The 12,473-nt window shown below is 72.7% G+C and carries 11 protein-coding genes; 7 read left to right on the forward strand and 4 right to left on the reverse strand.

Features of this window, described 5'->3' with window-relative positions; all coding sequences use genetic code 11:
* The first annotated feature begins 209 nt into the window (after positions 1–209).
* Both ACFWJB_RS14830 and ACFWJB_RS14835 read left to right on the forward strand, forming a co-directional pair.
* Entirely contained in the window at positions 210–1,418 is a 1,209-nt protein-coding gene (locus tag ACFWJB_RS14830) for a S8 family peptidase (protein ID WP_386922537.1), read from the forward strand.
* Positions 1,419–1,589: 171 nt separating this feature from the next.
* Positions 1,590–2,495, forward strand: coding sequence for an arginase family protein (locus tag ACFWJB_RS14835; RefSeq protein ID WP_386922539.1), 906 nt, complete (start codon positions 1,590–1,592; stop codon positions 2,493–2,495).
* Between the two features lie 47 nt (positions 2,496–2,542).
* Here the strand turns inward: ACFWJB_RS14835 and ACFWJB_RS14840 are convergent, their stop codons facing one another.
* On the reverse strand, positions 2,543–3,565 hold the full coding sequence (locus ACFWJB_RS14840; RefSeq protein WP_386922541.1) for an LLM class flavin-dependent oxidoreductase: 1,023 nt from the start codon (positions 3,563–3,565) through the stop codon (positions 2,543–2,545).
* 284 nt (positions 3,566–3,849) lie between these two features.
* On the opposite strand from ACFWJB_RS14840, the gene ACFWJB_RS14845 reads away from it, so the two are divergent.
* On the forward strand, positions 3,850–5,199 hold the full coding sequence (locus ACFWJB_RS14845; RefSeq protein WP_386922543.1) for a hypothetical protein: 1,350 nt from the start codon (positions 3,850–3,852) through the stop codon (positions 5,197–5,199).
* A 68-nt stretch (positions 5,200–5,267) separates the two neighbouring features.
* Here ACFWJB_RS14845 and ACFWJB_RS14850 read toward each other — a convergent pair whose 3' ends face one another.
* The gene (locus ACFWJB_RS14850) at positions 5,268–6,008 is read right to left on the reverse strand and encodes an alpha/beta fold hydrolase (protein WP_386922545.1); all 741 of its coding nucleotides are present in this window, start codon (positions 6,006–6,008) and stop codon (positions 5,268–5,270) included.
* A 294-nt stretch (positions 6,009–6,302) separates the two neighbouring features.
* On the opposite strand from ACFWJB_RS14850, the gene ACFWJB_RS14855 reads away from it, so the two are divergent.
* Together ACFWJB_RS14855 and ACFWJB_RS14860 are read left to right on the forward strand one after the other, a co-directional pair.
* Positions 6,303–7,433: an alpha/beta hydrolase gene (locus ACFWJB_RS14855; RefSeq protein WP_386922547.1), complete on the forward strand. Its 1,131-nt coding sequence runs from the start codon at positions 6,303–6,305 to the stop codon at positions 7,431–7,433.
* Positions 7,434–7,553: 120 nt separating this feature from the next.
* Positions 7,554–8,078 carry a hypothetical protein gene (locus ACFWJB_RS14860; protein WP_386922549.1) on the forward strand — a complete coding sequence of 175 codons (525 nt, stop codon included), beginning with the start codon at positions 7,554–7,556 and terminating at the stop codon, positions 8,076–8,078.
* Positions 8,079–8,133: 55 nt separating this feature from the next.
* On the opposite strand, the gene ACFWJB_RS14865 is transcribed toward ACFWJB_RS14860, so the two are convergent.
* Together ACFWJB_RS14865 and ACFWJB_RS14870 are read right to left on the reverse strand one after the other, a co-directional pair.
* A complete protein-coding gene (locus ACFWJB_RS14865) occupies positions 8,134–9,042 on the reverse strand; it encodes a serine hydrolase (protein WP_386922551.1) in 909 nt (302 codons plus the stop codon).
* Entirely contained in the window at positions 9,039–10,019 is a 981-nt protein-coding gene (locus ACFWJB_RS14870; RefSeq protein WP_386922553.1) for a LysR family transcriptional regulator, read from the reverse strand. Before ACFWJB_RS14870 ends, ACFWJB_RS14865 begins: the two co-directional genes overlap by 4 nt.
* A 152-nt stretch (positions 10,020–10,171) precedes the next feature.
* Between ACFWJB_RS14870 and ACFWJB_RS14875 the strand changes: the two genes are divergently transcribed.
* Both ACFWJB_RS14875 and ACFWJB_RS14880 read left to right on the forward strand, forming a co-directional pair.
* A complete protein-coding gene (locus ACFWJB_RS14875; protein ID WP_386922555.1) occupies positions 10,172–11,233 on the forward strand; it encodes an MBL fold metallo-hydrolase in 1,062 nt (353 codons plus the stop codon).
* A 337-nt stretch (positions 11,234–11,570) separates the two neighbouring features.
* Positions 11,571–12,449 carry a LysR family transcriptional regulator gene (locus tag ACFWJB_RS14880; protein WP_385469063.1) on the forward strand — a complete coding sequence of 293 codons (879 nt, stop codon included), beginning with the start codon at positions 11,571–11,573 and terminating at the stop codon, positions 12,447–12,449.
* The last annotated feature ends 24 nt before the right edge of the window (positions 12,450–12,473 follow it).

A 12,473-nucleotide genomic window follows, 5' to 3' on the forward strand; every position in this document is an offset into this window, starting at 1 on the left:
TCCGGCCGGTTCCAGGGGCTTGTGTCGTGCGCATGGCAAGGTTGTTGACGGTATGTCAACTCCGTTGTGGGCCAGTCGAGTCGTGGGCAACTCTTGGTCGCGGCCCGAGCGGAACGCGACGCACCGGGCCGGGGTGCGCGATCACGCACACCCGCCCCCACACGCGCGCCCCACCCACGGCGCGCCGCCAGGAGGAGGACTCCCCCGTCATGGCACGACTGCGCAGCAAGAGAATACGGTTCGCCGCGATCACCGGTGCCGCGGCGGCCGCCCTGGCCGGCGGCCTCGTCACGGTCCCGGCACAGGCCGCCCCCGCCGAGGGCCGGGTGCTCGCCGCCGGTTCTCCCACGGCCGTCCGCGACAGCTACATCGTCACGCTCCGGAAGGACGCCGGGTTCAAGGCGTCCTCGACGGCGGGCGAGAAGCTGGTCGAGGGCTACGGCGGCAAGGTCGGCAAGACGTTCGGCAGCGCGCTGAACGGCTACACCGCCACCCTCTCCGCCGGCGAGGCCAGGCGTCTGGCCGCCGATCCGGCGGTGGCCGCCGTCGAGCAGAACCAGCGCGTCTCCCTCGCCGACACGACGCAGTCCAACGCGCCCTGGGGCCTGGACCGCGTCGACCAGGCATCCCTGCCCCTGTCCGGCACCTACACCTACCCGGACATCGCGGGCGGCGGCGTGACGGCGTACGTCGTCGACACCGGGGTCCGCATCACCCACCAGCAGATCAGCGGCCGTGCCGCCTACGGCTACGACGCCGTCGACGGCGACACCACCGCCTCCGACGGCAACGGCCACGGAACCCACGTGGCCACCACCATCGCGGGTTCCACCTACGGGGTGGCCAAGAAGGCGAAGATCGTCGCCGTCCGCGTGCTCGACAACAACGGCTCCGGCACGACGGCCGGCGTCATCGCCGGCATCGACTGGGTGACCGCGCACCACTCCGGCCCGTCGGTCGCCAACCTGTCGCTCGGCGGCGGTGCCTCCGCGACGCTGGACACGGCGGTGCGCAACTCCGTCGCGAGCGGCGTGACCTACGCCGTCGCCGCGGGCAACAGCGGCGCCAACGCCTCCTCGTACTCCCCGGCGCGGGTGACCGAGGCCCTCACCGTGGGCGCCACGACCAGCACGGACGCGAGGGCGAGCTACTCCAACTACGGTTCGGTGCTGGACCTCTTCGCGCCCGGTTCCTCCATCACGGCCGGCTGGAACACGAGCGACACCGCGACCAGCACCATCTCCGGCACCTCGATGGCCACCCCGCACGTCGCCGGTGCGGCGGCGGTCTACCTGGCCAACCACACCTCCGCCACTCCGGCGCAGGTCGCCACCGCCCTGGTGAACGGCGCCACCACCGGCAAGGTCACCGGCCCGGGCACGGGCTCGCCCAACCGGCTGCTGAGGGTCGTGCCCTGACGGCCGCACCCCGGCTCCACAGGGCCGACGTCCGAGCGTAGAACCATGGATCCGGGTGCCGTGCGGCCGCGGCACCCGGATTCCACGGTGCGGTGGTGCGCACGCCACGGACCACCGACACCTCGCGGAAGACCTGTTGAAGACCACCCACCCGACAGTGAGGATGGCCCCATGCGGAACATCATGGTCATGGACGCCCCCTCCAACCTCGGCCTGCGGCCCCCGGCCCCCGGCACCGTTCCCGGCTGCTACAAGCTGGCCGGAGCACTGCGGGACAACGGACTCGTGGCCAGGCTCGGCGCCCTCGAAGGGGGTGTCGTCGTACCGCCCCGCTACGACCGGGGCGACTGGCAGGAGGGCGACGGCGTCTTCAACGCGCCCGCCCTCGCCGCCTACACGCGCACCCTCGCCGACCGCATCGAGAAGCAGGTGTCCGCCGGGCACTTCACCCTGGTCCTCGGCGGAGACTGCTCCATCCAGCTCGGCGCCGCGCTGGCCCTGCGCCGCCTCGGCCGGTACGGACTGGCCTCGATCGACGCCTCTCCCGACTTCCGCCACCCGGGCATCTCCGACCGGATCGGCGCGGCCGGCGGCGAGGAACTCGCCCTCGCGACCGGGCGCGGGCAGAAGGACCTGACCGACCTCGAAGGACTGGGCCCGTACCTGCGGGACGACGACGTCCGGCTCTTCGGTACCCGGGACGCCTTCGTGGACGACGAGGACGTCGCCGAACTCCGCCGCCTGGGAGTCCCCGTCACCACCGTCTCCGACCTGCGCCGCAACGACCCCGCCGACCTCGGCGCCGCGACGGCCGCCGACCTCGAGGCGGGCGCCCTCGACGGCTTCTGGGTCCACCTGGACGCCGATGTCCTCGACCCGTCGGTGATGCCCGCGGTCGACAGTCCGGACCCCGACGGTCTGCTGCCCGGCGAACTCACCGCCCTGCTGCGCCCGCTCGTCCGGTCCCCGCGTTGCGTGGGGCTCAACATCACCATCTACGACCCCGACCTCGACCCCGACGGGAGCGCCGGCACCCTCCTGACCGACCTGGTGGTGGCCGCCTTCACCACCGACTGAGACGCGCGGCCCGCACCGGCTGCGCCGCGCACCCGGCACGGTGGCCGTCAGGCCGCCGGCTTCCAGCCCAGCGCCGGACCGAGCCGGCCGGCGATGTCGGTCAGGATCTGCTCGTAGTCCTCCGGGCCGAAGGTGAACGGCAGCGCGAAGGCCACCTCGTCCACCTCCCGGAACGCCGCATGGGCCCGGAGGCGCTCGGCGATCCACTCGGACGGGCCCACGAGGTCCGGGGCGAAGAGCAGGCGGGCCGGACCCTGCGGGCGCCTGGTGCGGGGCAGCCGCCGCGCGGCGTACTCCTCGTACCTGGCGCGCTGCTCGGCGTCGGCGGAGTCGGTGGGGACCACCACCAGTCCCTGGGAGACCCGCGCGGTCTCCCCGTCGGGGTGCGCCGCGCGGAAGGCCCGGACGTGGGAGAGCTGGACCGCGGCGAAGTCCTCGGCCCCGGCGCCCCCCTCGGCCTTGACCACGCTGCTGGTGAGGAGGTTCATCGCGTTCTCCCCGGCCCAGCGCGCCGAGCGCAGGCTGCCGCCCCCGTACCACATCCGTCGCCGCAGGCCGGGGGAGTGGGGCTGCACGCGGTCGGAGTAGGTCTCGATGCCCTCCGTGCCGCGGAAGTCCGTGACCGGCACCCCCGCGACGTGGTCGAGCAGGCGCCGCACCCGTGCGTAGCCGAAATCCTCGGCGTCGGCGGTGTCCGGGTACAGCCCGCCCTTCACCCGCTCGAAGTGCATCGGCGGTCCGGTGCTCACTCCGGGGTTGAGGCGTCCGCCGGAGAGGATGTCCACGGTCGCCCAGTCCTCGGCGAGGCGCAGGGGGTTCTCCCACCCCAACGGTGTGACGGCGGTTCCCAGTTCGATGCGGCTGGTGCGCTGGGTGGCGGCCGCGAGTACCGCCACCGGCGAGGCGATGCCGTACTGGAGATGGCGGTGGCGCACCCAGGAGCTGTCGAAGCCGAGCCGTTCGCCCAGCTCCAGCACGCGCAGTGTGTCCTCGTGCCCGCGGCCCGGATCGTCCTCGTCGAACAGTCCGATCGTGAGGAACCCCAGCCTCTTCAGTGCCCTGCCGCTCATCTCCACCCGACTCCCACCGACCGGCGCCCGCACGGGCCCGCCACCTCGTAACAGACGGATCATGCCCCCTCGAACCCCCGGGGCAGGCATCACGGAGCGTCCTTCGCCCGGGAGTTCACGAGAACGACACACCCGCGGTGCGGACACCGACGAGCGCGCGCCGGCGGCGGTCCGTCCGGGCGCCGGCCCCGCGGATGGCCGGTTCCCGCGTTGCCCGGCGTGTCGCCGGTCCGGTTGGCTTGCCCCGGCTCCGCTCGGTGGCCGAGGGGTGAGGGGGACTGACCATGCGTCGTCGATGGACGGCAGTTGCGGCTGTGCTGGCGGGGGTCTGCGCCACAGCACTGCCCGCGGCCACGGCCCGGGGCGACGCGCACCCGGCGACCGCCGGGTCGCACGGGGACCTGCGACGCGTCAGCGTCGACGCCACCGGGCAGCAGGCGGACGGCGCCTCGTTCAGCCCGGTGCTCAGCGCGAACGCACGGGTCGTCGTCTTCTTCAGCGAGGCCCGCAACCTCGTGCCGGGGCTCCCCGAGGGCGCCGGCATCCAGGCGTACGCGAAGGATCTGCGCACCGGCCGGGTCGACCTCGTCAGCGCGAATCCCGACGGCTCACCGGGATACGAGGCCGGCTACGTGCAGTCCGTCAGTGCCGACGGGCGTTTCGTCGCCTTCGATTCGCCGTCCAGGACGCTGGATCCGCGCGACGCCGGCGACGGCATGGACGTCTTCGTCCGCGACCGCGTCAAGGGCACCACCGAGCTGATCACCCGCCATGACGGCGAACGGGACGCCGAGCGCAGCTTCCTGCCCTCGATCAGCGCCGACGGCCGCTACCTCGCCTTCGTGTCGCTGCGCGACGACCTGGTGGCGGGGGACACCAACGGGCTGGCCGACGTCTTCGTCCGGGACCGCGTCAAGGGCACGACCAGGCTCGTCAGTGTGGCCGGTGACGGCACGCAGGGCACCGGGAGTTCCTCCAATCCGGTCATCAGCGCCGACGGCCGGCAGGTCGCCTTCACCACCGAGGCGAGGAACCTCTTCCCCTGGCCGCAGAGCGTGACGGGCATCGCGAGGCCGCCCCAGCCCTACGTGTCGTTCGCCGTCCACGACCTGCGCACCGGTGGCACCAGGGCGGGCGCGTACAACGTGAACGGCATGCCGGTGCGGGTCCAGTACGGCCTGCTGTTCTCCCCGGACGGCCGCTACGTCCAGTTCGACACCAGCGACGGGGTGCTGCCGGGTGAGGAACCGGGCACCTGGGGCTCGTACTCCCGCGATCTGCGCACCGGCGCGTACGCGCGGCTGGCGGCAGGGCCGGACGGGGGCCGCCCGGCGGGCAGCGTGACCGGGGCCGGACTCAGCGCGGACAACCGCACCGCCTTCTTCACCACCAACGCCCCCGGCCTGGTCCCCGGCGACACCGACAACACCTGGGACGTCTTCGCCCGCGACCTGAAGTCCGGGCGGGTGACCCGGCTCAGCACCACTCCCGACGGCGGATCACCGCAGGGGTCCTCGTACGGCGCGTCCCCCGACCGCAGCGGCCGCACAGTCGCCTTCACCAGCGACGGTGCGGACCTGGTGCCCGGCGACACCAACGACGTGTCGGACATCTTCGTGCGCCACCTGCGCTGACGGGCGGGCCCGGCGGGCCGGTCACCGCCGCCGCTGCCGGCGGTCGCGGACGGCGGTGACGCGGACGGTCAGCCCTCGTACAGCCCCACGCCTTCGCCGGCCGCCGCGCGCACCAGGACGTCGGCCAGCTCCCCCGGGGTGGAGAGCATCGGGTAGTGACCGGTGGCCAGTTCGAAGAAGGTGACTCCGGGTTCGGCGAGCTTGGCGAACCGCGGCATGCCGGTGCCGTGCAGCGTGCGGGCGAACTCCAGGCTGAGTCCGTTCGCGAGGCAGAACACCCCGGTGGTCGGGAGCTTGAGCCAGGCGCCGGTCAGCTCGATCGGGTCGGTGACGGTGCGGACGGGCTGCGGGGTGGCCAGGCGCATGTACCGCTTCAGCTCCGCCGGCGGGACGGCCTGCACCGCCGGGATCTCCGCGGGTACCGGGATGACGTCGCCGACGGCCTGTTCCAGCAGGCCGAGCTGCGGCATCTGGGCCACCAGCGACTCACCCGGCTCCGGGAACCCGGTGTCCACGAACACCACTCGGGCGACCTGTCCCGGGTGGCGGTCGGCCGCCGCGAGGGCGGGGAAGATGCCGTAGCTGTGTGCCACCAGCACGATGTCCGGGCCCTCCGCCTCGAGCAGCGCCGCCACGGCGTCGGTGTGCTCTCGCAACCCGATGCCGGCGGGGTCCTCCTCGGCCCGCTCGGCCATGCCGGGCAGGGTGACCGGGAGCGCCCGGTGTCCTTGACCGGTCAGCTCGGCGGCCACCGCGTCCCAGGCCCAGCCACCCATGAAAAGTCCCGGTACCAGCAGAAACGTCGTCATGACTGACCTCTTTCGATGCATCGACTGTGCCGTCGGTCAGGACGGTAGGACCTCCCCCTGGGGGAGGTTCCAGCCCGGCTGGGACGGGGCTTCCGCGTCGTGCACGCGCTCGGGGGACGGGTGCTCTCACGCTGCCCCGTACACCGTGTCCAGGAGGCCGTCGACGAACCGGCCGAGGTCGTCGAGTCCGGCCGCCGCCTGCGTGCCGGGGCCATCGGCCACCAGATGGGGCAGTGCGGCGTGCAGTGCCGAATGGGATAGTTTTCTTCAGGGGTGGACGGGGGAGTGGTTCCGGTGGCTGTGGGATATCTGGTGACCGTGACGACGGCCGCGTTGATCGTGGTGTTCTGTCTGTATCCCGTCCGCGGGCCGAAGCCGCTCTTCTACGTCGGCTACCGGCTCGGTCTGGTCTTCAACGAGGTGCCGTTCCTCGCCCTCTACGCGCTGGTGGCGTCGACCGTACTGGCCTACGCGGAGGGTGACATCGCGACGGTCGCCGACCGGGTGGCCGTCGGCCTGGCCGTGGTCTCCGCCGCCGGGCTCGGGGTGGTCGCGCGGCGGGGGATGCGGACGGCGTCCGTGGTCGGCCCAGCCCTGGACGAGGCGCTCGGCGCCGGCACGAGTACGCGCCGCCCGCCGCCGCTCGGGCGCATACTGCTCAGGCCCGTCTTCCGTCGCCGCGCTGACGTCAGGAGGGTGGGCGACCTGAGCTACGGAGACGCGGGCCGCCGCAATCTCCTCGACGTTTACCACCACCGCTCGCGCCCCGAGGGCGGCTCCGTTCTGATCCACTTCCACGGCGGGCACTACGACCAGGGCCGCAAGAACACCCAGTCGCTCCCCCTGCTCTACCGTCTCGCGAGCCGGGGATGGGTCTGCATCAGCGCCAACTACCGTCTGCGCCCCGAGTTCTCGCACCCGGACCACCTGATCGACGCGAAGAAGGTCATCGCCTGGGCGCGCGAACACGCCGAGGAGTACGGTGCCGATCCCTCTGCGGCCGTGTTCGTGTCGGGGAGTTCCGCCGGCGGGCACATGGCGGCGCTCGCCGCTCTCACCCCCAACGACCCAGCGTATCAGCCGGGGTTCGAGGACGCGGACACCTCCGTCGCGGCCGCCGTCGTGCTGAACGGCTATCTCGGGGTGTACTTCGACGGGAACCCTGCGACCTCGCCGGTGAACCTCGTCCGGCCGGACGCGCCGCCGTTCCTGATCGCGCACGGCGACCTGGACGAGCTGGTGGAGACCGAGAATCCCAAGGCGCTCGTCACCGCCCTGCGCTCCGTCTCGACCTCGCCGGTCGTGTACGCCGAACTCCCGGGCGGGCACCACGCCTTCGACCTCTTCCACTCCTTCCGTTTCGAGGCGCTCATCGACGGCATCGAGGACTTCGCCGCGTGGGTGAAGACGAGGAGGGCGGTCTAGGCGAGCGTGTTGCCCGTCGGGGGACGTGCGCGGACTTCCCGTCGCCGCCGAGCCCGGCTTCCGCCCCATGCCGGGGGACCCGGTCGACGAGGGCTGTCGGTGAGGCGTCACCATTGGATCATGACGAACGGGGAAGTCCACGGCCCGGCGGTGTGTCCCGGGTGCCGGACACAGGACACCGCGCCGGTGGCCGAGGCGCGAACGGGCAAGCGGGGGCGGCGCGACGACCTGGCGAGCCGGCTCGCTCCGGCACCGGAGCACACGGGCAACGGCTGCATGCACTTCGCCGAGGGCCTTCTGATCGCCTTCCTGGCCGGGGCCGCGGGAGCGCACTTCGCCGGCAAGTGGGGCCTGCCCTGGCTCACCGTCGTCGGAGGCGTCGCCGCGGTGCTCATCTTCGTGGCGACGGTCGCCGTCGTGCGCACCGAACACGGTGACGCACAGCGGGTACGTGCGGGGGAGTCCCGGGCGGCCGCGCTCACCGCGGAGGCGCGCTACTGCTACACCTGCCAGGGCGTGTTCCAGCCCTCGGGCACACCATGGCAGGGGGTGCTGACGCCGGAGCGGTTCCGCCACCACGTCTGGACACAGGCCGGCTACGGCGACCAGCTCGACGGGAAGGCGAAGGCGGCCGAGCTGCCCTGAGCCGCTCGGCTCCGGCTCCGGCCCCGTCCGCGGACCGGCGGGCAAGGAGGCGGGGTCACTCCCTTCCCCTCAGGTACTCGACGGCCCTGCGTGCCGCTGCGCCGATCACCGCGTCGGCGCGGGGCAGCCGACGGTCGGCGCGGGCGGCCTGGGTGAAGACGACCGCCGTGTACACGCGGCCGTCGGCGAGTTCGACCACCCCGACCTCGTGCCGCATGACGCCGAACGTCCCGGTCTTCCCGTACACCGCCACGTCGTCGTACGGGAAACCCGCCGCGAGCCGGTGCTGCCACGGCTGGAGTCCCATGGTGCGACGGACGAACGCGCAGCCGTCGGGGGAGGCCGCCTCGTCCGTCCAGACGGCGCGCAGCAGACGCGCCATCTCTGCCGGGGTGGTCGAGGCCACCCACGCGGGGTCGTAGACGCCGGGCGGCACCGCCCGGTCGTTGTCCGCGATGCGCGCCATGGCCGCGTCCACGGACTCGGCCCCCGTCACCGTCAGCAGCCGGGCCAGGGTGCCCGCGGCACCGTCGTTGAGGCGGGTGCGGACCAGGCCGAGGGCGCGGCAGGCGTCGTCGAACGCCTCGGCCCCCACCTCGTGGAGCACCGCGTCAGCGGCCGCGTTGTCGGAGATGCTCATCATCATGACGACCAGGTCGCGCAACGACATGGACACCTCGTCACGCAGTTGTGAGATGCCGGTGGGCCCGGGCAGCCTGTCCCCGGGCGGCAGGATGACCGGCCGCCGTGGGTCGAGGGCACCGGCGTCCACCTGCCGGCAGTAGGCCACCGCCAGCGGCACCTTGTAGACGGAGCCCATCAGCACGGCCTCGTCCGCGTCGACCTCCACCGCCGCCGCGGGCCGGTGCAGTTCGGCCACATGGAGCAGGCCGCGGACACCGGCGTCGTCGAACATCGCGCGCAGGGTGCACCGGATGTCCCTGTCGGAGGCCGTCGCGCTCATCGGGTCGCCTCCGCACTCGGGCGGTGCGCAGAGGCCAGCGCGTCGACCAGGGCCTCGGCCGCTTCGGCCGCGCCCGCGGCGGCGAGCCGCCGGGCGTCCCACACCACCCGCAGTCGCAGCGGAAGCGCCGGGGCGGTGGCAGGCCGCCGGACGACACCGTCCGCCGTGAGCGATTCGTCCGCCGTGACGAGAACGGCCTGACCGGCGGCGACGAGCGCCAGCCCGGCGCGTTCGTCCGAGACCACCACCGTCTCGACCCGCCGTCCCCGCCCCGCGAGCGTGTCCAGGAAGAGATCGTGCGCCGCGGGCGCCTCGGCGCGCGGCCGGACCGCGTATGGCAACCGCCGCGCCGCCCCCGCACCACCCGCACACGGGCCCGGCGTGCTCGCCCTGTCCTGCGGACGGTGCGCAGCGGACCGACCGGCGTCCGCCTCGCCCCGCGAGTGCTGCCCCGCGCCGCCCGCGTCGTCCGGCACCAGCAGCCACGTCGGCAGCAGCGTCACGGGCCCCGCGGACAGGCCGTGCAGGACGGCGGGATGACGCACGACGGCCAGGTCGAGCCGTCCCGCGGACACATCCGTCAGCAGCGTCGCCGTCGGCGCCGTGACCACCGAGACCCTGGCCCGCACACCGGCCCGGACCGGTGAGGCGGCGACGGTCGCGCCGAGCCGGGGCGGGAGCTCGGGCGACAGGCCGAGCCGGAGGCGCTGCCCGTCCGCGCCCTCCCTGGTGCCGCTCTCCCGCAGTTCGACCAGTGCGGCAAGCGCCCGGCGGGCGTGCGGGAGCAGCGCCGCTCCCTCCTCGGTGAGGGAGACCCCGCGTTCCCGGTCGAACAGCCGCACCCCCAGCAGCGTCTCCAGCCGGCGCAGCGCCTGCGAGAGAGGCGGCTGAGTGATGCCGACGCGTTGTGCCGCGTCGCCGAAGTGCCCTTCCTCCGCGATGGCGACGAAGATCTCCAGATGCCGCTCGGTCAGCATGCGTCCCCCGTGGTCTGCGGCGATATGCCGAACGAATCGGCCCGCGGCCGAGAGTGTATTCGACACGGGACCGCGGCCGAGGCTTGACTCCAGGGCCAAGGGCCGGGGCAGGAAGCCTAGTTGAGGCCCGCTTCAGACAAAGGAGTCCACCCATGTTCTCAGAGCGGTCCTCAGCCACCCCGCGACGTGTCAGCCGGCGCGGTCTCCTGCGGACGAGTGTCGTCGCGGGCGCGGCCGGCGCCGTGGGGACGGCCGGAACGGCCTCGGCCGCAGCGCAGCGCGCCGACCGAGCCAAGAACGCTTTCCGTCCGGGGCACAGCGGGGTGCGGCTGCGCTGGCTCGGCGTCGCGGGCTGGGAGCTGAGCTTCGACGGTCACCGGGTCCTGATCGACCCGTACCTCACCCGGCAGCCCTACACGGACTCCGACGGCAAGGCCGACATGACGCGGAGGCTGCAGGTGAACCACCGTATCATCGACTGGGTCCTGCGTGAACACCTCACCGCGGCACCGGAGTTCATCCTGCTGACCCACGGACACTGGGACCACCTCGCCGACGTGCCGTACCTCCTGGACCACCCCGCCTGGCGGGACCGGGAGATCAACATCCTGGGCACCGAGACACACCTGCACCTGCTGGCCGCCATGGGCGTCCCCGGTGCCGGGCGCAAGCACCGTCCGGTGGTGGTCTCGGGCGACGAGGTGCTGCGCCATCCCCTCCAGTCGTCCGACAAGCCGTCCCGCCCCGACTACACCATCGAGGTGGTACGCAGTCTGCACAGCCAGCTCGGCGGCTACGGCTTCGACCCGTACGGCACCCTGACCGCGCCCCCGGCCCGGCCGCGGTCGCTGGGTGATCTGGTCGAGGGCGGCACCCTGGGCTACCAGATCACGGTGGGCGACCGGTTGAGCATCATGTTCCTCAGCGGCTCGGCCAACTTCGCGGCCCGCGCGGTCGCCGGAGCCACCCCCGACGTCCTGGTGCTGGGCGCCAGCGGACACGCGGCCGTGCACGACTACTTCGAGCGCGCCGTCGACACCCTGGGCCGGCCCCCGCTCATCGTCCCGAGCCACCACGACGACCTGGTCACGGCCCTGGACGACCCCAAGCTGCACGACACGGTGAACCGCGGCGTGGTCGACAGGCTCCAGCAGGCAATCGGGGCCGACGGCCGTGTCCTCGACCCCCGCCACCTCGAGTGGCTGGACCTCTGACCTCCGGCACCTCCGCCTGCCCGGGGTGACGACCCGCTCCCCGTCCGGCTGCGGACTCCGGGCCCCGGGCCGGCCGGCGAGGGACGTCGTGGCCCGGGGCCGGACGCCCGGCCGAGTTCACGAGAATGACGTGAAATCAACTGTCCGGGAAAAGGCACCTCCCCATATATGCACATGCCAAACGTGTTGATGAGGCGGAGGGGGGACGCTACGCTGCGAAAAAACCGTGACCGCTCGTATGCCGTCCGTGACCGGAATAGCTGGACGGCAGGGCGAAGGAAAGAGCCGGCGCAGAAGCGGGCTCGTATTCCACGGGCCGACTCACACGGGGGAAGAATTGGACACACGGCATCTCGAGGCATTCCTGGGCGCCGTGGACGCGGGGAGTGTGACCCGGGCGGCCAGTCTGCTCCAGGTGACACAGCCCACGGTGACCAACCGCATCAAGGCGCTCGAGCGGTCGCTCGGCCTGGTCCTGCTGGAACGCCTGCCCGGTGGCGTCAGGCCGACGAGAGCCGGTCACTCCATCCTCGAACAGGCCCGCGAGATCGTGCGGCTCAGCGGTCGCGTCCGGCGCATCGCGGACGCCTCACTCGCACCGCAGGGAAAAATCTGCGTCGGAGCGTCGGAAAGCCTCATAAATCATCGGCTGCTGCCGCTCATCGAATACCTGCTTCTGCGATATCCGGAAATGGATGTGTCACTCCGGCTGTCCACCCCCCAAGAGGCACTCGTCATGCTGCGCAACGGGCAGATGGACTGCGTGTTCATGATAAGCAGCGGAGCGTCGCAGGAGGATCTGGACCACTGCGATCTCTGCCCCGAGCCGTTCGCGCTGGTGGCCGGAGGCCGACGGGCCCCCGCCCGCCCGGGCCCCGCGGAAGCGGTCCCGTCGATCCTCGTCACCGCCGATCTGGACGTCCGTCACTGCGGCGGACTCCTGACCGAGGTCGAGTCGACCCTGCGGGCGGGGCGGACGCTGAAACTCGACTCCATCACCGCGGTGAAGCGCATGGCCGAGAGCGGCATCGGAGTCGGACTGCTGCCCGAGGTCACCGTGGCCGAGGACATCGCCGACGGCCGGCTCCACAGGGTCGTGGACTGGCGACCCGCCACCCCCACCTATACGCAGGCCCTGTGGCGGCGCGGCGACGACGGGCAACCGGTCCTCGGCGCCGTACTGAAGGCCGCCTCCGACGTGGTCAGCGCAGGCTGAGCGGGCTCCGCGGCCCCAGCGGGA

The sequence above is a fragment of the Streptomyces sp. NPDC127100 genome (genome assembly GCF_042724095.1).
In the GTDB taxonomy this organism is placed as follows: Bacteria; Actinomycetota; Actinomycetes; order Streptomycetales; family Streptomycetaceae; genus Streptomyces.